Annotated in this window: 23 protein-coding genes and 1 pseudogene; 8 read left to right on the forward strand and 16 right to left on the reverse strand. The window is 56.3% G+C overall.

All coding sequences use genetic code 11. The annotated features are described in order from the left end of the window. Positions 1-43 precede the first annotated feature (43 nt). From GOV88_RS01095 to GOV88_RS01110, 4 genes are all read right to left on the reverse strand, one after another. The gene (locus tag GOV88_RS01095) at positions 44-1,057 is read right to left on the reverse strand and encodes a DUF2955 domain-containing protein (protein ID WP_171239278.1); all 1,014 of its coding nucleotides are present in this window, start codon (positions 1,055-1,057) and stop codon (positions 44-46) included. Beyond that, positions 1,047-2,111, reverse strand: a complete 1,065-nt coding sequence (locus tag GOV88_RS01100) for an HlyD family secretion protein (protein ID WP_171123361.1) — start codon at positions 2,109-2,111, stop codon at positions 1,047-1,049. The genes GOV88_RS01095 and GOV88_RS01100 overlap by 11 nt, the downstream gene beginning before the upstream one ends. Further along, complete coding sequence (locus GOV88_RS01105; protein WP_171125145.1) at positions 2,108-3,187, reverse strand: AI-2E family transporter; 1,080 nt, start codon at positions 3,185-3,187, stop codon at positions 2,108-2,110. The genes GOV88_RS01100 and GOV88_RS01105 overlap by 4 nt, the downstream gene beginning before the upstream one ends. Before the next feature lie 173 nt (positions 3,188-3,360). After that, positions 3,361-3,630 carry a potassium channel family protein gene (locus tag GOV88_RS01110; RefSeq protein ID WP_371808207.1) on the reverse strand — a complete coding sequence of 90 codons (270 nt, stop codon included), beginning with the start codon at positions 3,628-3,630 and terminating at the stop codon, positions 3,361-3,363. Between the two features lie 233 nt (positions 3,631-3,863). On the opposite strand from GOV88_RS01110, the gene GOV88_RS01115 reads away from it, so the two are divergent. The 4 genes from GOV88_RS01115 to GOV88_RS01130 are packed head-to-tail and all read left to right on the forward strand — an operon-like array spanning position 3,864 to position 9,126. After that, the gene (locus GOV88_RS01115; RefSeq protein ID WP_171125143.1) at positions 3,864-4,190 is read left to right on the forward strand and encodes a hypothetical protein; all 327 of its coding nucleotides are present in this window, start codon (positions 3,864-3,866) and stop codon (positions 4,188-4,190) included. Beyond that, positions 4,147-6,570, forward strand: a complete 2,424-nt coding sequence (locus GOV88_RS01120) for a DUF3141 domain-containing protein (RefSeq protein WP_171239280.1) — start codon at positions 4,147-4,149, stop codon at positions 6,568-6,570. The genes GOV88_RS01115 and GOV88_RS01120 overlap by 44 nt, the downstream gene beginning before the upstream one ends. Further along, positions 6,567-7,961, forward strand: coding sequence for a bifunctional enoyl-CoA hydratase/phosphate acetyltransferase (locus GOV88_RS01125; protein WP_171239281.1), 1,395 nt, complete (start codon positions 6,567-6,569; stop codon positions 7,959-7,961). Before GOV88_RS01120 ends, GOV88_RS01125 begins: the two co-directional genes overlap by 4 nt. Next, entirely contained in the window at positions 7,954-9,126 is a 1,173-nt protein-coding gene (locus tag GOV88_RS01130; RefSeq protein ID WP_171125137.1) for an acetate/propionate family kinase, read from the forward strand. The genes GOV88_RS01125 and GOV88_RS01130 overlap by 8 nt, the downstream gene beginning before the upstream one ends. Positions 9,127-9,128: 2 nt before the next feature. Here GOV88_RS01130 and GOV88_RS01135 read toward each other — a convergent pair whose 3' ends face one another. The 12 genes and pseudogenes from GOV88_RS01135 to GOV88_RS01185 form a co-directional block, all read right to left on the reverse strand. Next, a complete protein-coding gene (locus GOV88_RS01135; RefSeq protein WP_171123348.1) occupies positions 9,129-9,599 on the reverse strand; it encodes a hypothetical protein in 471 nt (156 codons plus the stop codon). Positions 9,600-9,609: 10 nt separating this feature from the next. Next, positions 9,610-9,855 carry a hypothetical protein gene (locus GOV88_RS01140; protein ID WP_171123346.1) on the reverse strand — a complete coding sequence of 82 codons (246 nt, stop codon included), beginning with the start codon at positions 9,853-9,855 and terminating at the stop codon, positions 9,610-9,612. A 105-nt stretch (positions 9,856-9,960) separates the two neighbouring features. Then, complete coding sequence (locus tag GOV88_RS01145) at positions 9,961-10,959, reverse strand: endonuclease/exonuclease/phosphatase family protein (protein ID WP_371808208.1); 999 nt, start codon at positions 10,957-10,959, stop codon at positions 9,961-9,963. After that, on the reverse strand, positions 10,956-12,002 hold the full coding sequence (locus GOV88_RS01150) for an ABC transporter ATP-binding protein (protein WP_171239282.1): 1,047 nt from the start codon (positions 12,000-12,002) through the stop codon (positions 10,956-10,958). Before GOV88_RS01150 ends, GOV88_RS01145 begins: the two co-directional genes overlap by 4 nt. A gap of 11 nt (positions 12,003-12,013) precedes the next feature. Further along, entirely contained in the window at positions 12,014-12,907 is an 894-nt protein-coding gene (locus tag GOV88_RS01155; RefSeq protein WP_171239283.1) for an ABC transporter permease subunit, read from the reverse strand. A gap of 11 nt (positions 12,908-12,918) precedes the next feature. After that, complete coding sequence (locus tag GOV88_RS01160) at positions 12,919-13,800, reverse strand: ABC transporter permease subunit (protein WP_171239284.1); 882 nt, start codon at positions 13,798-13,800, stop codon at positions 12,919-12,921. A 73-nt stretch (positions 13,801-13,873) separates the two neighbouring features. Further along, positions 13,874-15,178, reverse strand: a complete 1,305-nt coding sequence (locus tag GOV88_RS01165; RefSeq protein WP_171125129.1) for an extracellular solute-binding protein — start codon at positions 15,176-15,178, stop codon at positions 13,874-13,876. Between the two features lie 406 nt (positions 15,179-15,584). After that, on the reverse strand, positions 15,585-16,250 hold the full coding sequence (locus tag GOV88_RS01170; protein WP_171125127.1) for a D-lyxose/D-mannose family sugar isomerase: 666 nt from the start codon (positions 16,248-16,250) through the stop codon (positions 15,585-15,587). A gap of 17 nt (positions 16,251-16,267) precedes the next feature. Further along, on the reverse strand, positions 16,268-17,194 hold the full coding sequence (locus tag GOV88_RS01175) for a carbohydrate kinase (RefSeq protein ID WP_171239567.1): 927 nt from the start codon (positions 17,192-17,194) through the stop codon (positions 16,268-16,270). Between the two features lie 38 nt (positions 17,195-17,232). Continuing rightward, on the reverse strand, positions 17,233-18,213 hold the full coding sequence (locus GOV88_RS20415) for an ROK family protein (RefSeq protein ID WP_254428840.1): 981 nt from the start codon (positions 18,211-18,213) through the stop codon (positions 17,233-17,235). A gap of 42 nt (positions 18,214-18,255) precedes the next feature. After that, positions 18,256-19,557: pseudogene (locus GOV88_RS20420) on the reverse strand (GH1 family beta-glucosidase); the annotation flags it as partial. 2 nt (positions 19,558-19,559) lie between these two features. Further along, positions 19,560-20,591 carry a LacI family DNA-binding transcriptional regulator gene (locus GOV88_RS01185; protein ID WP_171239286.1) on the reverse strand — a complete coding sequence of 344 codons (1,032 nt, stop codon included), beginning with the start codon at positions 20,589-20,591 and terminating at the stop codon, positions 19,560-19,562. A gap of 219 nt (positions 20,592-20,810) precedes the next feature. On the opposite strand from GOV88_RS01185, the gene GOV88_RS01190 reads away from it, so the two are divergent. The 4 genes from GOV88_RS01190 to GOV88_RS01205 all read left to right on the forward strand — a co-directional run bounded on the left by GOV88_RS01190 (position 20,811) and on the right by GOV88_RS01205 (position 25,968). Further along, on the forward strand, positions 20,811-22,079 hold the full coding sequence (locus GOV88_RS01190; protein WP_171125121.1) for an ABC transporter substrate-binding protein: 1,269 nt from the start codon (positions 20,811-20,813) through the stop codon (positions 22,077-22,079). Between the two features lie 63 nt (positions 22,080-22,142). Next, positions 22,143-23,150, forward strand: coding sequence for a carbohydrate ABC transporter permease (locus GOV88_RS01195; RefSeq protein ID WP_171123326.1), 1,008 nt, complete (start codon positions 22,143-22,145; stop codon positions 23,148-23,150). A 4-nt stretch (positions 23,151-23,154) separates the two neighbouring features. Then, on the forward strand, positions 23,155-24,303 hold the full coding sequence (locus GOV88_RS01200) for a carbohydrate ABC transporter permease (protein WP_171125119.1): 1,149 nt from the start codon (positions 23,155-23,157) through the stop codon (positions 24,301-24,303). 9 nt (positions 24,304-24,312) lie between these two features. Further along, entirely contained in the window at positions 24,313-25,968 is a 1,656-nt protein-coding gene (locus GOV88_RS01205) for an alpha-glucosidase (protein ID WP_171239287.1), read from the forward strand. Positions 25,969-25,971: the final 3 nt, after the last annotated feature.

Genomic DNA, 25,971 nt, shown 5'->3' on the forward strand with positions numbered 1-25,971 from the left:
GCTAAGGCACGTTAAAATGCTGCCCCGATATCGTGCAGCCGTTCTAACCAAGCGCGTTGCGCTGTTTTCGTTCGGGCCAGAATTCATCCACCACCACATACGCTGTGATAACAAAGAATGCGGCACTTGCGACCTGCAGCACGCGCGTGATGCTTTTGACATCCGCTTCATCCGAAAATGGGGCGACTGATCCACCGTAGACGATCAAAGCAGTTGTGATCGCCGATCCTGCTGCTGCCGCCAATGGAGTTTGCGATTTTCCAAGAGCCCCAAGAACAATGCAGAAGAAAAAGCACAGCAGTACGGGTGTCAGAATAACAGGCGCGACGACGTTGATTTCATAGCAGATGATTGAAACTGCCGCGCCCAGCAAGTTCGCGGTCAGCATCGCCTTGGCAACGGTTTTCCCGGCCGCAGGCATCGCTGCAAGCTGTTGGCTGAGAAGCGCGACAAAGAACAGAACAAGCAGCGCTGACGCTCCGTAAAGGAAGAAAGCAATCGCAAACGGCACTGTCACCAGAGACATTCTGAAAATGCGCCGGTTTGGATCAAAATCCTGATCAGCAACAGCTTTCTTTTGCGCCTCGGCGGGTGGGGCGGCTGGGATAAGTACGAACATCAGAGTGGATACAAAACCCGCAAAGAACAGGTTCACAGGAATCCAGAACACCAATACCAGCGCCAGATCCTGCGATTGAAGAACAAGATTTGGGATCATCAACGCTCCCATTAGCGCGATGACACCCGGCAATACCCCGGCCCCGGAAACAGACCACGTAAAGGACAGTATGATTCCGATCGCCATTAAGACCAAGAAAACAACCGGATAAGGCGCAAAGACTGACGACAGCGAAAACGAGATGAACATCAGTCCAATGGAAAACACGAAGAGCTTCCCAAACGCGGCCAATGGCAAAGCTGCGGGTGCTTGCAGGAACAGAGCTGTGAACACCGCGCCGACGACCGCCAGCGGCCATCCAAGAAACAAACCTAGGGCGAAAACGCCCGTTACCCCAAGCGCCAGACGGAGTACTGCGTGTTTGTCTTCAATACGCATAAGACAGGATCGAAACCAAGCGGATATAAGTACGACCCACCAAGTTCAGAGGCGCATTGTCGCTGAGGTACATGATCACATCCGCTTGCCCGTTGAGCTGGAACCGAAGGTCATCTTCGGCGTTTCCGGCCTCATAGCCCGGCAACACGATCCGAACCGGGAACCGTTCGGGTTCGCGCAGGAATCCCTTGGTACTGGGTGGGCTAGCAAGCTGGCCGGGTTCATCAGCGCCGCTTAGGGAAACAGCCGCGCTAAAGCTTTCGACCTTGCCTGACACGATCTGACCGGGATGCATGTCCAGAACAACCTCGACAGGAGAACCGACAACGGCGCGGCCAAGGTTGTTTTCGGTGAAATAGGCTTCGATCCAGACATCGGTTGCATCAAGGAACGTCAAAAGATCCTGACCCGAGCGGGCATATGTCCCGGGGGCAATAAGCAAGTTCGAAATCACGCCCGTTGCAGGTGCGCGCAATTCTGTCCATTCCAGATTCAGCTCTGCATCGGCCAAAGCAGCAAGTGCACGTTGAATTTTAGGGTTCTCCAGCCCCTCATCCCCAAGGCGTTGCTTTGCTTTTTCCAGATCAGCCTTGGCATTTTCCAGATTGGCTTCGGATTCGGCCAATTGCCCGCGCGCATCGTCGGCGCGCGAGACAGCAATCAGCCCTTTCTTTTCCAAGGCAAAGACGCGCTCGGTCTGAATGCGCATCGTATCAAGGTCGCTCTGGGCCCGCGCCAATTTTGCCTGTGCCGCGCTGACTTCAGCCGACGATGCGCCCACTTCCTGAGTGGCCGCTTCCAGATCGGCTTCGGCCTTGGCCCGTTCGATTTCATACGGCCTGCGATCAATGCGTACCAGAACGTCCCCGGCTGAAACGACCTGACCGTTTTCCACCAGAACCTCGGTCACCGTTCCGGTGACCTGAGGAACAATCTGGGTTGCAACGGCCTTGACCCTGGCATTGCCGGTAAACGGAGTTTGGCGATCAGCGACCAGATACCAGACCAGAAACAGAAGAATAACCGCAAGCGTTGTCCAAATCGTTTTCCTCATTCCGCCGCACCTTCGGTCGAATCCGAGGTTCCTGGCGACGCATCGATCCAGACCTTGAACAGTTCATAGAAAACCGCAAACAGGACGGGCCCCATGAAAATTCCGATCAAGCCATAAGCCATCATGCCACCCAGAACGCCGATCAAAATAACCAGCATCGGGGTTTCCAACCCCTTCGAGATAAAGACCGGGCGAAGGAAACTGTCCATGATACTGACCGGAATGGCGAGAACGGTGAAGATCAATGCAGCGCCGCCTGACATGGAACTCCAAGCGTAAATGATCACGGGCAGTAGAACCAGGCCCGGGCCGATCTGAATGATCGACAGGATAAGGCTCACGAAGGCCAGAGTTGCCGCCGAAGAAATCCCGAAGACAGCCAAAAGTACCCACACAACAATCGCCTGAATCGCGGCGACTCCGATAACTCCTTTGGTGACATTTCGGATCGTTGCCCCCGCCAGGGTGACAAACTCACCACCACGTGGGGCAAAGACACGGTTGGCGAACCGTTGAAGCCCCTCAACCATTTGCGGCCCCGGCTTGAATAGCGCCCCCATGATGATGACTGAAAGTGCAAGTCCCAGAAGGCCAATGCCGATACCCAGAACCTTTCCAAACAGGGACTTTGTGACTTCAAGGATTTGAGCACCGTATTTGGCAAGTGCGCCATCCAGGTTTCGCTCAAACATGGTCCAGACTTCGCCAAGCTTGTTTCCGATCAAGGGCAATTCCTTGATGCCTTCGGGAGCAGGTGGAATTTTAAGTTCTCCGCGGTCTGCTTGTTCAGCGAAGTCGGAGCCAAGTTCAGCCGCCCCTGAAACGGCGGTGGCGACAGGCCCCAGGGTCAACAACAGACCCAACAGAACCAAGATTGTAGCCGCTAGCGACTTTCTTCCGCCCAATTTGCCTTGGAGCCAGTCGAAAACAGGATAGAGCGCAACGCACAGAATTGCCGCCCAGATCACAACGCTTGCAAGCGGGGCTACCATTATCAGCGCGCTATATAGAAACAGTCCTAAGAACAGCAGGCGAATTGCCAGATCGACGATCTTGGCGTCTTGAGTCTTTTCCATTCCATCCCTCCCAAATATTTTTTTATCTGAATATTAGCCTCAAAAAATTGGATATGTACACTTTTTTGGTTCTGGAGGTGCTGTATCGGCTTGATTGAAAACTCAAAAATTCGGGTCGCGAGTGGCGCCCGGGCTGAGATTGCGTTGAATTCAATGAAGAGGATTCCGGCTGTCTACCCGTCTTTTCCGTCGTCGTCCTGTGAAAGAATTGTGTCTGCCACTGTGGTCGCTGCGGTAACGAATACACCCAAGCCGACGATGATATACGCCATCGTGAATATTTTTCCGGCGGCTGTTTCCGGCGAAAAATCCCCAAACCCAACGGTCGAGATGGTCACGACCGAGAAGTAGATGGAATCAAGCCAGCTCCAGCCTTCGACGAAGTGATAAAAAACCGAAGCCCAAAGGATCATGCCAACCGTGAAGGCCAATATACCCTTCACTCTGCCATCTTTGAATGCGACGCCAATTCCCCGAGTTATTCTGGTAAGTGAGTTCATTGTGCCCTCGTTATGTGTTTTGTGCCGGCATAGTAATCAGATTTTTGAATATTTCAAAAAGTCCCTATTTGCTGCTGTTTCGCGGGTTTCTTCATTGCCTAGGCCCAATCTCCTTTCCCGATCACCCAACAAGGGCGCGCGATTTCGTCAAAGTTTCATATCGCCGTGGAAAGTTTGTGGTAAACATCAAAACAGGCTATGCTGCACCGCAGAAAGATGCGAGAGAATCGACCGTGTTCCGTTTTGAAGGAGCGAAATCGCTGGTTGCCGGTATTGCTAACGATCAGCCAACAATCTGGGCAGTTGGAAACACTCGTCCTATCGTTGCTCTTGCCCCAAAGAAAGGTTTGCACCAGCGAGATGTCGTTACATCTGTCGAGGGGTTTCACCTGGCTATGGATGTCTTGGTTCATGCTCTGCCGTCGGCAGATTCAGCACCGTCTGAAAGAGGATATTCACATGATTACGAATGCTCATTCGAAATCCCTGCAGTTTGGCTCTGATATGGCCAGGGACGCGGTTGCCGTGAATGAACGGACTGTCGGGGCCGTAGCTAACGCGTTGGAACAGTCCGGAGTTCAGTGGAACTTGCTGTCAAAATCAATGGCGCTGCAGTCCGGCAGGATCGTGCAGGACCACACGGACCGGACCCGTCAGTTGGTTCAGAACATGGCAGAATGTTCCGAACGGCTTGTGGCATCCCGATCAATTGTCAAAGACTGGGGGGAATACCTGAAAGACGCAGGCCAACGGGTTGCCCTGACCATGGATGCCTTGCGCGAACGCGGAGATGTCTTCCTCGAGCACGAAGCTGCAGGCTGCCCGCCCGTTCTTATCTATGATTACGAGGTAATCACCGACGGTAGGCACCTGAAACGGCCCTGCAACTATCAGTTGTTGCGCATCCTTCCGCCCGAGGTTGTGACCGTTGAAGATAACAAGCGCCCATATATCATCATCGACCCACGCGCGGGTCATGGCGGCGGCATCGGCGGCTTCAAGCATGACAGTCAGGTTGGTGTTGCTCTGGCCAAGGGCCACCCGGTCTATTTCGTCAGCTTTGGGCGCGATCCTGTTCCCGGTCAGACTCTGGCGGATGTCATGCATGCCGAGGCAGGGTTTGTCCGAACCGTGCGTGCACGCCATCCAAACAGCCCGCACCCTGTTGTCACCGGAAATTGTCAGGGCGGGTGGGCGACGTTGCTAATGGCTGCGTGCAATCCCGATTTAAACGGTCCGTTGGTTCTGAACGGCGCGCCTGTTGCGCCTTGGGCTGGGGCGGTTGGGGAAAACCCGATGCGCTATAATGCCGGGGTTCTGGGTGGGACGTGGCAGCCGATGTTCTGGTCGGACTTGGGGGCAGGTCAATTTGACGGCGCCAATCTGGTTATGAACTTTGAGCAGCTAAATCCCAGCCGAAACTACTTTGGCAAATACTTCGATCTCTACAGGGATCCTGACGGGGGTCGACAGCGCTTTATAGATTTCGAACGCTGGTGGGGCGGATATTTCATCCTGAATGAGGCCGAAATCCATTGGATCGTCGAACAGCTTTTCGTCGGTAACCGTTTGGTCAAGAACACGGCTCAGCTCGAACCCGGTGTCCCGGTCGATATCAAGGCCATCAAAGGGCCGATCTTTGTGTTTGCTAGTCAGGGTGACAACATCACACCACCGCAGCAAGCCCTGAACTGGATTTCTGAGACTTATTCCGACGAAGAGGAAATCCGCGTCCGTGGGCAGCGCATCGTCTATATGCTGCACGACGAGGTGGGTCATCTGGGCATCTTTGTTTCGTCAAAAGTGGCACGGAAAGAACATCGAGAGCTTACCTCTACGCTGGAAACCGTCGAGTCAATGGCACCCGGCCTGTACGAAATGCAGATCGAAAACATCGAGGGTGAAGGCACCGACAAGGAATTCGAAGTTCGTTTTCACGAGCGTACATTGGCAGATCTCGCCGTTCTGGATGATGGCCAGCAGGATGAAATGAGCTTTGCCGCCGTTGCCCATATGTCAGAAACTCAGGCCAATTTATACGAGACATTTGGCCGTCCGATCGTACGATCCTTGTCGACGCCCGCTTCGGCAAACGCGCTTCGTGACTTACACCCCCTGCGCGTGCAATGCGCTGCATTGTCTTCGGCCCAACCTGCCACATTGGGAATAAAATTCTGGGCGGACATGGCGCGGGAACACCGCAAACCCGCCGCGCCGGAAAATCCATTTTTGGAACTCGAGAAGATTACGGCGGACTGGATAGAGCAGGTGATGGATTATGGCCGCGACTTTCGCGATGCGTGGTACGAGCTGACATTCTTTTCTCTTTGGAGCGGGCCTTTGGCAGCGTGGTTCGGTCGGAAGAACGCCGCGCACAGAACATTGGTGAATCCTGAAAGTCTGAAGTCATTGCCCGAGGTCGAAGCGGCACTTGCGCACATAAAACAGGGGTCACTGGCTGAAGCTGTTGTTCGGATGCTGATCCTTCTGGTCGACAGCAATCAAAGCTTTCGGGCTGAAATTCTGGACCGGTGGGCCCAAGTCTTCAAACATGATGAACCATTCAAAGGGCTTACGGTTGATCAACGTCATCGCCTGCTGCATGAACAGTCGCTTATAGTGACCTTTGATAAGCAAGAAGCGATAAACACGTTGCCTGATTTGCTTCCCCTAAAGAAAGACCGTATGCAGGCGGTTAACCTTCTCCGGCGGATCGCCGGAAAAGTGCAAAAGCCCACTCCTGAACTGTTCGATATGGTTGATGAATTGTGTGACATTCTTGACCTGCCAAAGCCTCAGGATGAAGCGGCACCGGCGCCTGCGAACAACTCTGAGACGCTGCCTGCGCGATCCCCTGCTGATAGAAAAGCCCGCTCAAAATGAAAATCTATGAGAACCGAACATTTGCCCAATTGAATGTAGGTGACGAAGCCAAACTGACGCGTCTTTGCACGGTTGATGACCTCTATGCGTTTGCCTCCGCATCGGGGGACCACAATCCCCTGCACTTGGCGGCCTATGACGGTGACGGCGATGGGCAGCCCGAGGCGGTGGCACCGGCTTTGTGGCCCGCTGGTCTGGTTGCCGCTGTGCTGGGTAACGTATTGCCGGGGGCGGGGACTCAAACCCGTCGGGCGGACCTGTCCTTCCACATTCCCGTTCTTGCCGGTGACGAATTAACGGCGTTTGTTTCGGTTGCCGAAAAGCGCGATGATGGCGATCTGATCTGCAGCGCCGAAGTGCGCCGCGTCGGAGATAACGCCTTGGTCCTGAGCGGTACAGTTCAGGTCACGCCCCCGGCCCAGCACATGGAGTTCGACTCGATCGAAGTTCCGGGCCTTGTCGTCCAGCGCCATCGTCATTTCGACGCGTTGCTTGAAAAGGCAAGACCTTTAGACCCTATGCCAACGGCAGTGGTTGCGCCCGAGGATGGCAATTCGCTGAGTGGTGCGCTGCTGGGTCATGCCAACAGCATCATCACGCCGATCCTTGTTGGGGATCCTGACAAGATCAAGGCCGCAGCAGCAGAGATAGGTGCGGATATCTCCGGTTTCGAGATCGTCGAGGCTCGGGGTCACGGGCTTGCCGCACATCGCGCGGTAGATTTGGTGGTTGAAGGGAAAGCACAGACCCTGATGAAGGGGTATCTGCATACGGATGAGCTGTTGCATGCCGTCTTGCGCCGGGAAAACGGATTGCGAACTGGTCGGCGTTTGTCTCATGTCTTTGTGATGGACGTCCCGGGGATGCCAAGACCTATCATGGTGACGGACGCGGCGGTGAATATCGCGCCGGACCTCGAAACCAAAGCCGACATCGTTCAGAACGCAATTCATCTGGCACAATCCATTGGGATCGAAACGCCGAAGGTCGGTGTTTTGTCAGCCGTTGAAACCGTAAACCCGCATATGCCCTCATCTGTGGATGCGGCGCTGCTGTCTAAAATGGCTGAACGCGGACAGATTACCGGCGGGTTGGTCGATGGCCCACTTGCGATGGACAACGCGGTTGATCTGAAGGCTGCCCGCACCAAGGGCATCACGTCCGAGGTTGCCGGATCAGCAGATATTCTGGTCGCCCCGAATATCGAGGCGGGCAATATGGTTGCGAAACAGCTAACCTTTATTTCTCATGCCGAGGCTGCGGGCATCGTGGTAGGGGCGGGCGCCCCGATCATCTTGACTTCGCGGTCTGATGATGATGCCTCGCGCTTGGCGTCCTGTGCGGTTGCGGCGCTGCATGCTTATGCAAGCAAAGGTAAGCTCTATGGCTGATCATGTATTGGCGCTGAACGCCGGGTCTTCGTCACTGAAATTCGCGTTGTACGAAGTCATCGAGGAAAACCGCCCCAGCATGCGATGGCGAGGTCAGATCGAGCGTTTGGGGGATGCCCCTAGATTGCTGGCTCAGTCTGCCGGAGGTCGGTCGATCAACCGCCCGCTGTCGAATACCCAGAGCCACGATGAAGCTATCCACGCTTTTCTGGAAATGGCGCGGGAATATCTTCCGGATATCCATGTGAAAGCAATCGGCCATCGTGTTGTCCACGGTGGCACCGTCTATTCTGAACCGGTTCTTATTGATGAAACGGTTATAGATACATTGACGGGGTTTGTTCCTTTCGCCCCTTTGCATCAACCTTATTCTCTGGCTGGGATCCGGGCCGCCAGCGCTGCATTCCCGGATACCATTCAGGTGGCGTGTTTTGATACGGCCTTTCACCGAACGCACCCTTGGGTCAACGATACTTTTGCCTTACCGCAAAGTTACTATGAAAAAGGGGTCCGTCGGTACGGATTCCACGGGCTGAGCTACGACTATATCTCTGGGAAACTGAAAGAGATCGCACCGGGTTTGTACGATGGCCGCGTGGTGATTGCGCATCTGGGGAATGGTGCATCCATGTGTGCGGTCTCGGGTGGGCGCGCGGTTGCCTCGACGATGGGATTCTCGGCGTTGGACGGTCTGCCGATGGGGACGCGCAGCGGCCAACTCGATCCTGGTGTGGTGTTGTACATGATGCAGCAGGATGGAATGTCGGCAGATGAAATCGCCGAAGTTCTTTATCGCAAGTCCGGTCTTCTCGGCCTGTCTGGTGTTTCGTCTGATATGCGTACGCTTTTGGCTGCTGATACGCCGGATGCCCGCAAGGCCATCGACTATTACGTGTTCCGCATCCGCCGGGAACTGGGAGCGCTGTCCGCCGCGTTGGAAGGTATTGACGCGCTGATCTTTACCGGTGGCGTTGGCGAGAATTCGGCCCCGATTCGGCAGATGGTGTGCGACGGAATGCGCTGGATCGGAATCGAATTGGACCACGCGCGAAACGCGGATGGCGGCACAGTCTTGTCGACGGATTTTAGCCGCGTCCGCATCCTGTCGATACCAACCAACGAAGAAATGGTAATTGCGCGCGCCGCGGTCAAACTGATGCAATAAGGTTAATCGCCAGACTTTTTTCGAGATTTGGAGAGTTTGATCAAAGCGCCCAACAGGGCGCTGACAATCTCGGGGGTCACGGCCCCAAGTGGGTCGCGCCGAAAACCTGTAACGGCGTCGCGTGCCTCGGCCAAGTTGTCCTTGATCTCGGTCTCAATGTCTTGCAGCGCCAGGTCCCGAAGCTCAACCACAGCAGAGATGTCGGTTTGTGATGACATGGAGTTGGCGAACAGTGCCAATAACAGAGCCACCACCAGATCGACGCCGGCCATGATCAGTGCCGCGACCGCGTTTGACACAGACTCAGACAGCCAGAAAAAGCCTGCGACGTTCAGCATTACGACCGCTAGGCCAATAGCCAGCCCCGCAGCGCCATAAAAACCGGTGCGTTTGGCCGCTACTGCGACTTGTCTTTGAGCAATCAGCCTTTCGGCACGCAGGATGATTGAAAGATTGCGGGATATGCGGCTCATGTGCGGGCTCCTACCGGGAACGGCCGACCAGATAGCCAAGCGCGAAAACGCCTAGCGCAAACAGGATCGGCTTTTTGTGCGGCAACTCCCCAAGTTCGGTCAGAACGTCGTCCATCTGGTCTGACCAGTTTTCGATCGTGTCGATCAGATTGTCGGAATGGTCTTCCTTTGGATCGGCCTTCTCGGCCTTGGTTTGTTGGGCAAGTTGGCGGCGAAGTTCGGCAACTTCGGCTTCCAGCTCTGCTTTTGTTACCATCGTTCAGGTCCCTCTACCGCGTTGTACCGCATGTTAGTCGGTTTTTCCGTTTTGGCAAAAGGGGCTTATCGGACGGTAAGACAGATCGCTGCAGGAAAAGCGGGATCAGCCAGCCCGGCACCAAACGCAGTCGTGGTCGGACAGGGGCGTTCCGTCGTCAGCAATCGAAGGCAGAATACCAGTGCCATGGCATTCGAGACCCCGGCCCGCCAACCAGTCCAGCTTCATAACCCGGTCGGGGTGGGGCGTGATCAGGCTGGGGCGGGTCGTATTGCCTTGCGCCGTGAAAGACCAAGAATAACCGTGGGCCTCGGCCAGTTCGAATAAGGTTTCTCGCCGCCAGTCAAAGTCCGGGGGTAGGTGATTGCCGGTGTTCAGGTCCCCGCCAACTATGACCGGTAGATTCGGCGCGAAATCGTCAATCACCTGTAGCAGCCGTTCGAATTGTTGATGTCGGTGAATGGCGTTTGCGTTGCTTTCCAGATGAGTGGAGACGACGCAGACCGGTCCGCTGGCCCCCGGTACAATAGCGGCTATGGCGTTGCGGCCCCCGATGCGTGGCTGGTCAGGATCGCTCGCCCCGGCATCTGCCGCAATCCAATGGCCGTGATCGTCCAGCCGAACCAGGACGGTGCGTTCAAACGGAACCGACGACAGGATCGCATTCCCGTGCCAGCCCAAAGAGTTGAAGTCATCCGTGCAGAACTTGCGCTCGGTCGGGCCGCCCAAATCAAGTTCATGAAACTCAACGCCAAAAGCGTAAGCCATTCCAAGGGCGTCGGCCATCGCTTCGGTTGTGTGTCGCTGTGCCGTACGGGCCATTCCGTGATCAACTTCGGACAGCAGAACAATATCCGGGGCGACTTTCCCGAGATGCGCAGCCGTCTCTTCAGGGAAAAGACATCGTTCTACATTCCAGGCGGCCACGGTGAATTCACTGGGCAGGTGAGCGGATTGAGCCTTTCCTCCGACCTGAACGGCATTCATCGCTTCTATATTGGCCAATATCCTGCGATGCGCGTCGGCAGTGCGTGGGGCCGACAGGATTGCGCTCCGCTGGGTTTCGGATACAGCCGGAAGGGTCACTAGCGTTTGAGTGATCACAGCCTCAGCCCCGTTTCCCTGTCGAACAGGCGCAGGGCCTCGGGCTTTAGGTTGATCTTGGTTTCACCAACCTGCGCCGCGTCATCCTTGCCTAGCATGACCGAGAAGGGCTGATTTGCGAGCCGCCCATGTAGCAGCCGATGCGCGCCCAGTTCTTCAAGGATATCGACATGGAATACGACCTGACCCTGTTCATCCATTTCAACGTCTTCAGGGCGAATGCCCAGTGTCACAGGTCCGTCAAAGGACTGGGGTGCTTGTATCTGGTTGCCGAAGCCATTGATCCGAACACTTTGCTGATCAACTTCAGCTTCGATCAGGTTCATTGGCGGTGCCCCCATGAACGAGGCCACAAAGGTCGAGGCCGGGTTGTGATAAATTTCTGACGGGGTGCCAATCTGCTCGATCCGACCTTCGTTCAGGACGATGATACGATCGGCCATCGTCATCGCCTCGACCTGATCATGGGTCACGTAGACGGCGGTGGTTCTAAGGCGGCGTTGCAAAGCTTTGATTTCGATCCGCATCTGGTTGCGCAGCTTGGCATCCAAGTTCGACAGCGGCTCATCAAACAGAAACAGCGCCGGATCGCGCACCACAGCGCGGCCCATGGCAACGCGCTGGCGCTGACCACCCGAAAGCTGCGCTGGCTTGCGGTCCAGATACTCGGACAGGTTCAGCATCTTTGCCGCGTCTTCCACTTTGGATGCGATATCGGCGGCGGGGGTGCCTCTGTTCTTGAGGCCATAGCCGATATTCTTGCGCACCGTCATATGCGGATATAGGGCATAGTTCTGGAACACCATCGCGATGTCCCGATCCGCTGGGTCCACGTCATTGACCACGCGGTCGCCGATTTTCAGCACCCCTTCGGTGATGTCTTCCAACCCCGCGATCATCCGCAGCAGTGTGGACTTGCCGCAACCCGACGGGCCGACCAGCACAACAAATTCGCCGTCCTGAATGGTGAAACTGGTGGTCTGAACGGCCTGGAAGCCATTGGGATAGACTTTGCGGATGCCCTCTAATGTAACCTGAGCCATGCGCGTATTCCTTATTTATCGGATTCTGTGAGGCCCTTGACGAACCAGTTCTGGAAAAAGACCACCACCAACACCGGAGGGATCATCGCCACGATGGCCAGCGCCAATGCCTGCCCGTGTTCGGGGATTTGACTGTCGGTGTACGACAACACGATCTGCTTGATGCCGCGGACCAGCGTGAAAAAGCCTTCATCCGTGGTGATCAGCGTGGGCCACAGGTACTGGTTCCAGCCAAAGACAAACATGATAATGAAGATCGCCGCGATCATCGTTTTGCTCAGTGGGAAGAGGATATCGACGAAGAATTTCCACGGACCTGCGCCGTCGATCCGGGCGGGTTCGGCCAATTCCTCGGGCACGGACATGAAGAACTGCCGGAAAAAGAACGTGCCTGTGGCCGAGGCGATCAGCGGCACGATCAGACCGGTATAGGTGTTGGTCAGGCCCAGTTTCTGGATTGCTTCGTAAGAGGGCAGGATGCGCACCTCAAGCGGCAGCAGCAGGGTGGTGAAGATTACCCAGAAGGCCAGCGTGGCAAAGCGCAGGCGGAAATAGACGATGGCGTAGGCCGCCATCATCGAAATCACGATCTTACCCACGGCAAAGCCGATGCCAAGGATGAACGAGTTCATCAGCATCAGCATCCCGTCGACCGTTTGGGTAAAGCCGCCCCTTTCGAACATGGCGGCGCGAAAGTTCTTACCCAGATCGTCGCCCAGTGTCAGTTGCAGCCCTTCGCGGTGGATTGTCACTGCGTCATGGCTGGCCGTAGTCAACGCCAGCAGCGGCGGCAGCATCATCAGCAGCGCGCCCAGGATCAGAATGATGTGGTCTCCAATCGCTTCCCATTTGATGCGACGGGGGCGATGGGTCTCAGCGGGGGTGTTGAGTGTTGTCTCAGCCATGTCCAAAGCCCTCAAGTGTAGTGAATCCGGCGTTCCACCAGCCGGAACTGAAACACGGTCAGCAACAGGACCAGCGCCATAAGGATGACTGATTGCGCCGATGATCCGCCTAAGTCGTTGCCTCGAAAGCCGTCCAGGTAGACCTTGTAGACCAACGTCATCGGATTGTTGCCCGGCTCGCCCTTCATCAGTGCGTCAATGATGCCGAACGTGTCGAACAGCGCATAGGTGACGTTGATGATCAGTAGGAAAAACGCGGTTGGGGCCAGCAGCGGGAAGGTGACCTGCCAGAACCGTCCGGTGGCGGATCGGTTGTCGATCATCGCTGCCTCGCGCACGGACCTTGGGATGGATTGCAGGCCGGACAGGAAAAAGATGAAATTGACGGGGACCTGCTTCCACACGGCCACGAAAACCATGGCTGTTGCGGTCGCGTTGTAATCCACACCCAGTTTGAAATCCCAGCCGAACACCTGGAAGAACTTGGTCAGCGGTCCGGTGCTTTGGTCAAAGAACAGAATGCCCAGAAACCCGGCCACGGGCGGCGCAATGGCATAGACCCACATCAGCAGCGTGCGATAGGTCTTGGCCCCCTTGATCACCTTGTCGGCCTTGACCGCCAGCAGCAGCGCGATAGCCAGCGAGAAAATAGTCACCAGCACCGAGTAAAGGATCGTGAACCCGGCAACGCGTTTGTACTGATCATTGCCCAGCAGCGACGTATAGTTCTCAGCCCCCACGAAGGTCGAACCGAACCCAAACGGGTCTTGCAAAAAGAATGAGGATTGCAGCGCCCAGCCCGCAGGCCAGTAGAAAAAGATGGCGATGATCATCAACTGCGGCAACAGCAGCGCCACAGGAAGCCAGATCGTGTCAAAGCCCGCGCGTTTCATAGAAGGATTCCGTCTTGAACAGGGGATGGCCGCGCCATGACAGCGCGGCCATCCTTGGGGGTGATCCAGGGCGTTAACCTTGGGTCTTGGCGAAGCGGGCCAGCAGCGCGTTGGCTTCGGCTTCGATAGTCTTGAACGCGGTTTCGACGTCGGTTTCACCGGTCAGGACACGGCCATATTCGCGGTTCATGATGTCGCGGATCTGGACGTAAAAGCCCATGCGGTAGCCCTTGGTGTTGTCGCCCGCTTTGGCCTGCAACTGGTTCACACCAACTTCGGCAGCCGGAAAACGGTCATAGTGGCCGTCTTTCTTGGCGACGTCATAAGCGGCTTCGGTGATTGGCACATAGCCGGTTTCCTGATGCCAGAAATACTGGGTCTCGGGCGCGGTCAGAAAGCGGAAGAATTCAGCCGTGGCCTTGTTTTCCGCGTCGGATTTACCCGACATGGCGAACAGGGCGGCACCACCGATAAAGGTTTGGGTGGGCTCAGTGGTGACGGCTTCCCAATAGGGCAGCTCGGTCGCGCTGAATTCGAACGGCAGGTCTTTTTGCAGCAGGCCGCCGAACGAGCCGGACGAACCCAGCCACATGGCAACTTTGCCTTCTTCGAACGGTTTGGCATTGTCGCCCCAGCCGGTACCGTACCATTCGAACAGTCCGTCGTCTTTCCATGCGGTCACGGCGGTGAAATGCGCTTTGATCGCGTCGTTGTTCACCAGAATCTGCGTGTCAGTGCCGTCATAGCCGTTGTTGTTGGTGGCAAAAGGCAGGTTGTGGCGCGACATGAAGTTTTCGGTGAAGATCCAGGGCAGGTGCGACTGACTGAGCGCGATATAGCCTGCGTCTTTCAGTGCGGGTGCGGTGGTCGACTGGAACTCTTCCCAGGTTTTCGGCGGGGTGACGCCTGCGGCCTCCAACGCGTCCATGTTGTAATACAGGATCGGCGTGGACGAGTTGAAGGGCATCCCGATCATTTTGCCGTCGCTGTCGGCATAGAAGTACCGCACACCGGCGATGTAATCGTTAATGTCGAATTCAACGCCATTGTCTGCCAGCAGATCCTGAACCGGAATGGTCGCGCCCTTGGCCCCGATCACGGTGGCGGCGCCTGCGTCGAACACCTGCATGACGTTGGGCTGTTCGCCCGCGCGGAAGGCGGCAATACCTGCGGTCAGGGTTTCTTCGTAGCTGCCTTTATAGACCGGAGTGATCTTGTAGCTGTTTTGCGAGGCATTGAAATCTTCGGCGATCTTGTTGACTGTTTCACCAAGCTGACCACCCATGGCGTGCCACCAGGTGATCTCGGTTTCTGCAAAAGTCGCAGTCGCGCTAAAGGCTATGGCAGCAGCGGTTGCGCAGAGCTTCAGATTGGTCATGTATTAACTCCGGTTCAGCAGCGGCCTTTGACAAAAAGGCTCGCCAAATTCAGAGGCATTTGCCCCTTGGGGTAATAGAATGGCAGCGCTATCAGGGAAGGCCCCGAACGCTGTACACGGTATGCGTACTCAGCGTTAGGTACGTGGGTCGTATGACAGTCAGGTGAATGTTTTTTAAAGCAATTTTGACATATTTCCCCAAAGGGAATGCCGACTTCAAAGTGTCAGTTGCACGCGCATCGCGGCCGAAAACCAACGCTAAGCCGTTGTTTCAACGAAGGTCGGGACGTCGGCGCCAATCAATAAGCGAACGCGACTTGTCTGCATGGCAATCCAGCAGATCGTTGGGAACGCACGGCACTATTTCATTTGCTTGATGCGTCCAGATTGCGAGCGGATTATTGGTTCAATAATCCGCAACCAAAAGGAATTCCTGTGCCGCGTCTTCTTCGATTGTGGCGAAACGCGGAATTGGGTCCTCGAATACGTTGTCGGTACGATCATCGTTTACAGTTGACACTTCACCAATCAGGCAATCGCCCTTTTCGGCCCAGAAAGCGTGCCAGATGCCCGGCATTAAGGTTACGCTTTGACCCGGTCCGAGCCGCAAAAGCTCGCCGGGTTGGATCGACACCGGGCACCCGTCGCTGGGCACTGTCACAGCGTTTTCCCGGTCGATCCCGCCCACGGAATCCGAAGCGTAGATTTCCATCACCAGATCGCCACCGCCTCGGTTGATAATGTCTTCGGCCTTTATGATATGACGATGCATTGGCGAAAGCTGTTTGTCCCGCGAGACAAGCACTTTCTCTGCGTACAGCATGCCGCGCCCTTGGTTCAGATCGGCGACATCGCCATTGCGCAACGTGAACAGGAACAGCCCTAGTTCATCGAACCGTCCCTGTCCGTAGTCGGTGATATCCCACCCCAATCCACGTTCGCGAATAACTGTTGCCTGATCGCTTCTCATCTGATCTGGCGTCCAGTTGGCAAAAGGGGGCAAAACCGCTCCGAAAGACCGAATGAAAGCTTCGGCTTCGGTTTTGATTGCGTTGATATCTGATCGTTTCATCGGTGTCCCTTTCGGGGTCAGAGTTCGTTTGCCCAAGGTGGGTTTGCCCCTGCGCGAGAAACCGTCACGGCAGCGACTTGTGCACCCTTGGCAAGAGCATCTTTCAGTTGGTCTGGGTTGAGGGAACGAAGCCCTTGTTTGTTCAGGTGGCCTGCACGTTCCAACTCGGCCAATACGCCAGCGTTGAACGTGTCTCCGGCGCCGACGGTGTCCACAACTACGACCCTTTTGACAGGCACCGAGGTTGACCTGCCATCCGGCAGATATCCGGATGCCCCCTCGCTGCCTTTGGTGACGATGACAATGGCGGGGCCTTCTTTCAGCAACAGCGAAACTTTGTCAGTCAGGCTTTCTGGCCCGGGAATGATCCAATCCAGATCTTCATCGGAAACCTTTACGATATCGGCCTGAGCGATCATCGCGTTGAGCCGGGTGCGATAACGGGTTTGATCATTGATAAAACCGGGACGGATGTTTGGATCCAGCATAACGGCCTTTTCCGAGCCGTGTTGATCCAACAAGGATGCATAGGCGTCGGCACAGGGTTCGCAGGCAAGGCTGATACCGCCGAAATACAAAGCCGATACCGCTGGCAACTGGTTGGGCATGTCCTCGGGCGTCAACATGCGACCTGCCGAGTTTTCGTCCAGAAAACTGTAGGTAGCGTGCCCGTCCTTTAGCTGCACAAACGCCAAAGTTGTCGGGCGGTCGGTTTCAATGACATGGCTGGTGTCCACATGGCTGGCCTTTAAAGACCTGCCGAGTTGCTGCCCAAACATGTCTGAGGAAAGGCCCGTCAGCATTCCGGATGGAACGCCAAGTCGACCAAGCGCAATCGCCGTGTTGAAAATCGCGCCTCCGGAATGGGGCACAAATCCCTGTTCGCCCGTAACGGTGGGCGAGGCGATCATGTCGATCAGGGCTTCACCGCAGCACAGGATCATGCCGGGTCCTTTCTGTATCATTGGGTCAGGCGGTCAGTTTATCGCGCAAGTGCACTTTTACAGAAGTTGTTAGCGCCAACAATGCCAAATTCGTCCTGTTCTGAAACGTACAGGTTCATTGACCGCCGCAATTCGCTGAAACGCCCACCAGCGTTGAAGGCATCCTTGAAAGCGTCGGCGAAAAGCCAGCGGTTCTTTTCTGCCACCCCGCCGACGAGGAAAACACCGCCCGTAGGCATCATGACCACGGCCAAGTCGCCCATTACGGCACCTAGATGCGAGGTGAACATCTGCGCTGCCCTGACCGCGAGCGGGTCCGAGGCACCGCGGGCGTCATCCAGAATGTCCTTGGCGCTGCGCGTTTCGGCAGTCGCCTGTCCTGTCGCCAATTGAATTGCCTGATACAGGATCGGCAGTCCCGTGCCGCTTAGGAACATTTCGGCTTCAAGCGTCAGGGTGTCGTCAAAAAAACAGTCCGGAGCAACTTGGCGCGCGGCGCGGAAAATTTCGACCTCGTCCTCGTGACGGGGCGACAATCCAACGTGGCCGCCTTCACCAGACGCGGTGTGAAACCGACCGTCGGAATAGAGCAGAGAGCCGACGCCCAGCCCGGTTCCCGGTCCGACAACCAACCGTGTTCCCATCGGTGGCGTTTCGGCGCCTTGCAGAACTTCGACGTTATCGCCGGTGATTTCGGCAACCGACCATGCGGCGGCGGTGAAGTCGTTGATGACAAATGTGTGCTGCGCGCCCGTCGCGCGCGCGATGTCAGCCTCGGACAGATCTAGCTGCGCGTTTGTAAGCCGGATCATACCGTTCTGCACTGGTCCCGCACCGGCCGCGACGACGGCGCGCGGATCGGTTCCGATTTCATCCCGCAAACTGTGAAACGCTTCGAGCAATTGCGGAAGTGACCCCGTGGGGTATTTACGCAGGTCGGTGAGTTTACCGTTTGAGACCACACCCAATCGCGTATTGGTGCCGCCGATATCGGCAACCAAGTTCCAGTGGTCGTGCATACATCCCGCAGGTTGCGCCAAAGGCAGCGAAACTGTGCTGCCGGACAGTGCAGTTTTCACTGCATTGTAAGACGCTTTGGGCCGACGCTCCATCGTCTCGAAATCGACGTCCACAAGACCAAAGCGTTTTTCATACCCCAAGGCCCATTCGTAATTATCCAGCAAGGACCAGATAAAATACCCTTTGACCGGCACGCCTTGGTCCACCGCGTCATGCACGGCCGCAAGGTGCTGGTTCAAATAGTCGATCCGGTCATCATCCTGCTGTCGTTCCGGGCTGGCCATGCCGTTTTCCGTTACATAGATAGGAAGATCACCGGTATGGTCGCGCATTGTACGGGTCAGGAAACGTGTTAAGGCGCTGGGTTCGATTTCCCAACCCATCTGGGTTTTTGGTAAGGGGCCGGGGACTTCTTTTAGGCTGGGCCAAGCAATATCTGCGGGCGCGATCAGCTTGCGGGTGTAGTAATTTAAGCCACACCAGTCGACCGGGGTGCCAATCGTGTCGAAGTCGTTTTGCCAATCGCTTGGCAGATGAGGTTCCAGTCCGTCCAGAACGACCTGGGGGTATGTTTTGTTGAATACGCCACTCAGGAAGAAGCGGTTGTAGATACCGTCGTACAGGTCAGCGGCGCGGCGTGCCTCGGGGCTGTCATCCGCAGGTTCTGCCCACTCCAGATTGAACACTGCACCCAAGTTGGACATGCCCAGACCGCGCATCGCCTCGATAGCCCGTCCATGTGCAAGTAGGACGTGATGCATCGCGCGCGCCGTGGCACGGATGTCGCGCAGACCGGGGGCGTGGTGGCCGTCAAAGTGGCTGAGCCAGCTTACGCACCAAGGTTCGTTGATCGGCGCGACACTGAACATGCGGTCACCGATGCGGCCCATGATAATCTCGGTAAAATCGGCAAACCAGTTGGCTATGTCCCGATTGCGCCAGCCACCCAGATCGGCCAACGGCGAGGGAAGCTCCCAGTGATAAAGCGTCGCGCAGGGGCGTATTCCACGTTCCAATAACGCATCGGCAAGGCGGTCGTAGTAGTCCAGCCCTTCCTGGTTAATAGGTCCGCGCCCTTCGGGCAGAACGCGCGCCCAGCTTGTTGAGAACCGATAGCAGTCAAATCCTGCGTCGCGCACAAGCTCAAAGTCTTCGTCAAAGCGGTTCAAATGATCACAGGCGCGGTCACCGTTTTCATTGCGCACCACGTTACCGGGTGTCGCGGCGAACGTGTCCCAATGTGTTTGGCCAGCGCCGCCTTGTCCGTGACCTTCGATCTGATAGGCAGAGGTTGCAACGCCAAAGAGGAAATCTTTGGGGAAATCAGTGCGGGCATATTTCATGTTCAGAACCTGTCAGGAGCGGGGCCGGTCGAGCCGCCAACTACCAGTTCGGCCTCCAGCAATCTAGCTTGAACCGGGCCCTCTGGCGACTTTATTCGCTCGATCAACATTTCGGCTGCTATTTCGCCAGCTTGCCGGACAGATGAGCGAGTTGCGGTAAAGATCGGCACGTCCTGCCCGTTTTTCAGGTAAGATAGATCGTCGTCATGGGCGATGACGGATACATCGCGTCCCATCTTCAGCCCAGCCTCGTTCAGCGCGCGCCTTACGCCAATCGCCGAAATCATGGATGAGATCAGAATGGCTGTGGGCGGATTATCCATCTGTATCATGGCGCGCGCTTCGTGGTGGCCGTAGACCTCGGTCATCTCGGCGCTGCGCATCAAGGACGGGTCAGGCGTTATCCCAGCCTCATGCAAAGCCTCCAGATATCCGGCGCGGCGACGCTGGGCAAAGTCCATATCTTCCAACCCGTTGATCAGTGCGATGCGCCGGTGCCCTAGGTCGATCAGAAATTTGGTGGCCCTTTGGAATGAACTTTTGTTGTTCACGTCGATCCAATCGTAGGGCCCATCAACTCCGGTCGCACGACCATGAACGATGAAAGGAACCCCCATGCGGGAAAGTACGCCGATCCGAGGTTCGTTAACCTTCGGACCCTGCAGGACAACTCCATCAACGGCGCCGCGTTGAAACAGGTCGCGATACGCCCGTTCGATCGACGTATCGTCTGCATTCGTGAACATCATGTCATAGCCATGCTCCGCATATTTTCGCGCAGCACCTGCAACGAAATCGCCGAAAATAGGGTTGACCATTTCATGCTGCGAGGAACTGGGAATCACGTGCCCAATGACCATGGACCGACCTGTGGCCAACCCTTTTGCGCGGCTGTTTGGCCGGTAACCATGTTTCGTGGCAGCGGCCTGCACACGTAGGCGCGTATCCTCGTTCACCTCGGGATAGCCGTTCAGCGCACGGCTGACAGTTGTTTGGGACAAGCCAAGAATTTCTGAGAGCTGCTTTAGGTTCATATTCGATTCAAAGCGCCTTCAAATTGGGACTGCTATCTGTATTGTGGGGAATTAACCTTTGCGTCAATAAGATTCAAACATATGCCTACAAATATTAATAACTTGGGTAAACGGCAAACCAAACATTGACAGAGCTTGAATGTTAGCGGATAAGGTTCGTCATCCAAAGCGCTTTGAAAATACGATTCCAAGGCGAGAGATGATACGGGAGGAGATTTCATGAAACACTCGCTTTACGCAGGTGCGGCCACGTTCGCCCTGATGTCAGGCGCTGCACAGGCGGACAAGGTTACCGTGTTCGGTCCGTGGTTGGGGCCGGATCAGGAAAATGTCGAAAAGGTTCTGGACGGCTTTGCTGCAGCAACCGGGCATGAATACGCCTATGTCGGGTCAGACAGTTTTGAACAACAAATCCGAATTGATGCCGAGGCGGGTTCAGCACCGAATGTCGCCGTATTCCCGCAGCCGGGCCTGGCGGCAGATATGGCTAAGTCCGGCTTTCTGACGCCGCTTGCCGATGGAACGGGAGATTGGATTCGCGACAACTATGCCGCGGGGCAGTCTTGGGTTGACTTGGGCACATATGGCGGACCGGACGGCGCGGACAATCTGTACGGCTTTTTCTACAAGGTCGATGTAAAGTCCCTGGTTTGGTACGTGCCTGAGAATTTCGAAGATGCGGGTTACGAAGTACCGACCACGATGGAAGAACTCAAGGCGCTGACGGATCAGATCGTGGCTGATGGTGAGACACCTTGGTGTATCGGTCTGGGTTCTGGTGGTGCAACCGGGTGGCCCGCAACCGACTGGGTTGAGGATATGATGCTGCGCACACAATCGCCGGCTGATTATGACGCCTGGGTCGCCAATGAGATGAAGTTCAACGATCCCAAGGTCATCGCTGCGATCGAGGAGTTCGGCGCGTTTGCCCGCAATGACGACTATGTTGCCGGCGGCTCAGGGGCTGTGGCTACGACGGACTTCCGCGATAGTCCCAAGGGAATGTTCAGCTCACCTCCGCAATGCTACATGCACCGTCAGGCCTCGTTCATTCCAGCGTTTTTTCCGGAAGGAACTGTTGTAGGTGAAGACGCAGATTTCTTCTATTTCCCGGCTTATGAAGGCAAGGACCTCGGCAGCCCGGTTCTGGGCGCGGGTACCCTGTGGGCGATCACCAATGACAGCCCCGGCGCGCATGCGTTGATCGAGTATCTGCAAACCCCCGAGGCTCATGAGACCTGGATGCAACTGACCGGGTTCCTGACACCGCATAAGGGCGTTGATACCTCGCTGTTCTCGGACCCGACGCTGAAGAAGATGAACGACATTCTTCTTGGTGCGACTACCTTCCGGTTTGACGGCTCTGACCTGATGCCGGGCGGTGTTGGCGCAGGGACGTTCTGGACCGGCATGGTCGACTATGCTGGTGGGGCCTCGGCGGAAGAGGTTGCCAACGAAATCCAGTCCTCCTGGGACGCGCTGGACTAAGCGTTCCTGATCGGGCAACCCGCCAGTTCGGGTTGCCTGCCACCGTCGCAAGGGAGACGCGGCATGCATCCGGCATTACAGGGCCTGCTGACCATCGCCATCGGCGTGTCAGGGTGTGTGGGCTATTTCTACCTTTCGAACCAGTTTCTGGACAAAGTGCTGTTCCCGGCACGCGGTCCGAATGCAGGGCGCAATATCAATCGCGCGAACATGATCCGGCCTTGGCTGTTCTTGTTTCCGGCGTTGGCGGCGTTGGGCCTGTATCTGGCCTATCCGGTGGTGGAAACCCTGCGTCTTTCGCTGACCGATCGTGTCCCCGGCGGCGGTTATGAATGGGTTGGGTTGGAAAACTACATCCAGATGGCCAACGAACCCAAATTCTGGGAAGCCATGCGCAACAACATGTTCTGGCTGATCATCGTGCCCGCCATGTCGACCGCGTTTGGACTGCTGGTGGCGCAACTGACGGACCGCATCCGTTGGGGTAACGTCGCCAAATCTCTGATTTTCATGCCGATGGCGATCTCTTTCGTCGGGGCCTCGGTGATCTGGAAATTGGTCTACGACACCCGTCCGGCCGAGCAGGACCAGATCGGGATGCTGAATGCGCTTTACATCTTCTTTGGTGGGACCGAGCCGCAGACCTGGCTGACTATTCCGCTCTGGAACAGTTTCTTTCTGATGGTGGTGCTGATCTGGATTCAGACCGGCTTTGCCATGGTGATCCTGTCCGCTGCCCTTCGAGGCATTCCTGAAGAAACGATCGAGGCTGCCATTCTGGACGGAGCCAACCCGTTCCAGATTTTTTTCAAGATCAAGGTGCCGCAGATTAAAACCACCATTCTGGTGGTCTGGACCACGATCACTATCACGGTGCTAAAGGTCTTTGACATCGTCTTTGCCATGACCAACGGCCAGTGGGAGACACAGGTTCTGGCCAACTACATGTATGACAAACTGTTCCGCGCCAACGACTGGGGCGTAGGGTCAGCCTCGGCGATGGTGATTATGCTGCTGGTAACACCGATCCTGATCTGGAACGTGCGCAACGCGCGCAAAGAGATGGAGTGAGGCGATGAGCGATATTGCAGGAACCAAACCGGCGCTACGCTGGGTCGTGCATGCCTCGGTCCTGTTTCTGGTGGTGCTATGGGTGGTCCCGACACTGGGACTGTTGATTTCATCCTTTCGAACGGCAGACCAGATTGCGACCAGCGGCTGGTGGAAATCCCTTTTCCCGTCCGAACAGAACCTGACTCTGCGGTCCGCCGCGCCGGACACACAAGTTCTGGAAAACGGGATTTACGTGATCGAAGGCAACCTGTTCGACGCGGGGACGTCGGCTACGATCTCTCAATGGGGGGTCAGCTCCCGGGCCGTGGATGCGTTTGTTCCGGGCGATACGGCGGAACTACGTCGGGGCGGTACGATCACTGTGGATGCGCAAGGTAACTACAGGATGGAGAATTCGGAAGAATTTACCGGCACCCGGGGCGCCCGTGTATTCGTGACCGCAGAATTGCCGCCCGAGTTCACGCTGGCCAATTATCACAAGGTTTTGTTGGCTGAAGATTCCTCTGACAGCATGGGGCGGGCCTTTTTCAACACATTGACTGTGACCATCCCGGCGACGATCATTCCCATTTTGGTGGCGGCCTTTGCGGCCTATGCGCTGGCGTGGATGGACTTCCCGGGCCGCGCCCTGCTGATCGCAGCGGTCGTTGGTTTGTTGGTTGTTCCGCTGCAACTGGCACTGATCCCGCTGCTTAAGTTCCATCTGAATATTGGCATCGGCAAAGGATATCTGGGCGTCTGGATGGCCCATACCGGGTTCGGGATGCCCTTGGCGATTTATCTGCTACGGAACTACATGGCTGGTCTTCCACGTGATCTGATCGAGAACGCGCGGGTCGATGGCGCGACCGAGTTCCAGATCTTCACCAAACTGATCCTGCCGCTCAGTTTCCCGGCGCTGGCCTCTTTCGCGATCTTCCAATTCCTGTGGACATGGAACGACCTGCTGGTCGCCAAGGTCTTTTTGATCGACGCGTCGGGTCAGACCACCGTCATGACCAACCAGATCGTCGAGTTGTTGGGCACGCGGGGTGGCAACTGGGAAATTCTGGCCACGGCGGCGTTTGTGTCGATTGCCGTGCCGCTGATCGTTTTCTTTGCAATGCAAAAATATCTGGTCCGGGGCCTGCTGGCCGGATCCGTCAAATAGAGGCGACTGATGAACGTGCAGAACACTGTAGATACAACAAAAGCAACCCAAACACCGGCCGACTGGTGGCGCGGCGGCGTGATTTACCAAATCTATCCCCGCAGCTTTCAGGACAGCAATGGCGACGGTATTGGCGACCTCAAGGGGATCACGCAACGGCTGGGGTACATCGCCTCGCTTGGCGTCGACGCAATCTGGATTTCACCGTTCTTCAAATCTCCGATGAAGGACTTCGGGTACGATGTCAGTGATTACCGCGATGTCGATCCAATGTTCGGCACGATGGAGGATTTCAAAGACCTGTTGGATCACGCGCATGGTCAAGGTTTGAAAGTGATGATCGACCTTGTGTTGTCACATACCTCGGATCAGCATCCATGGTTTAGCGAAAGCCGCGCAAGCCGCGAGAACGCTAAGTCCGACTGGTATGTTTGGGCTGACCCGAAGCCGGACGGAACGCCCCCAAATAACTGGCTGTCGATCTTTGGTGGCTCGGCTTGGCAATGGGATTCGCGACGGTTGCAGTACTACCTGCATAACTTCCTGACCTCACAGCCGGATTTGAACTTCCATTGCCCGGACGTACAGGACGCCTTGCTGGACGTGGCCCGGTTCTGGCTGGATTTGGGGGTCGATGGGTTCCGGCTGGACACGATCAATTTCTACTTTCACGACCAGCAGTTGCGCGACAATCCCGGTCTGCCGATGGATCAGCGCAACGCCTCGATCGCGCCGATGGTTAATCCGTATAACCATCAGGATCACCTTTTCTCCAAGAGCCAGCCCGAGAATATCACCTTCCTCGAACGGCTGCGCGCGCTGACTGATGAATATGACGGCCGCGCCTGTCTGGGCGAGGTTGGTGACGCGCAGCGCGGGCTTGAGATCATGGGCGAATACACCACCGGCGATAAGCGGATGCACATGTGCTATGCCTTCGAGTTTCTGGAAAAGCGCGCCCTGACCGCGTCATACGCCAAACAGGTCTTTGACCAGTTACAGGACAAGGCCGGCGATGCATGGCCCTGTTGGGCCTTTTCGAATCACGACGTGCAGCGGCACGCCTCGCGCTGGGGGCTAAGCGACGCGGCCATCCGGCAACACGCGGTTCTCATGATGTGCCTGCGGGGCTCGGCCTGCCTGTATCAGGGTGAGGAACTGGGCCTGCCCGAGGCGGATGTGGCATTTGATGATCTGCAAGATCCCTATGGCATCGAATTCTGGCCCGAATTCAAAGGCCGCGACGGGTGCCGTACGCCGATGGTCTGGGCTGCGCAGGAAGAACACTCTGGGTTCAGCAAAGGGCGCCCCTGGCTTCCGGTCAGCTCGTCGCAAGCCGAGCGCGCCGTGGACCGGTTGGAGCAGGACCCCAAGTCAATGTTGCACCACTACCGTATGGCGATTGCGCTGCGCCACGCGCATTCGGCTTTGATGTCGGGGGCGCAAGTTCAGATGGTCCAGTCCGGCTCGGTTCTTACTTTCGTGCGTGAAGACCAAGCGGAACAGGTGTTCTGTGCCTTCAATCTGGGCGCAGACTCCGCAGAGGTCGTCACGCCCGAAGGCCAATGGCGCGTTATCGGGGAGGAGTTGGGCGGCGTCGGCGGGTCGGGAAATCTGACTCTCGGCGCTGCTCAATTCTGTCTGATGGCTCGGGAAAAGGGGTAGGTC

Source organism: Ruegeria sp. HKCCA5491 (genome assembly GCF_013034565.1).
In the GTDB taxonomy this organism is placed as follows: Bacteria; Pseudomonadota; Alphaproteobacteria; order Rhodobacterales; family Rhodobacteraceae; genus Ruegeria.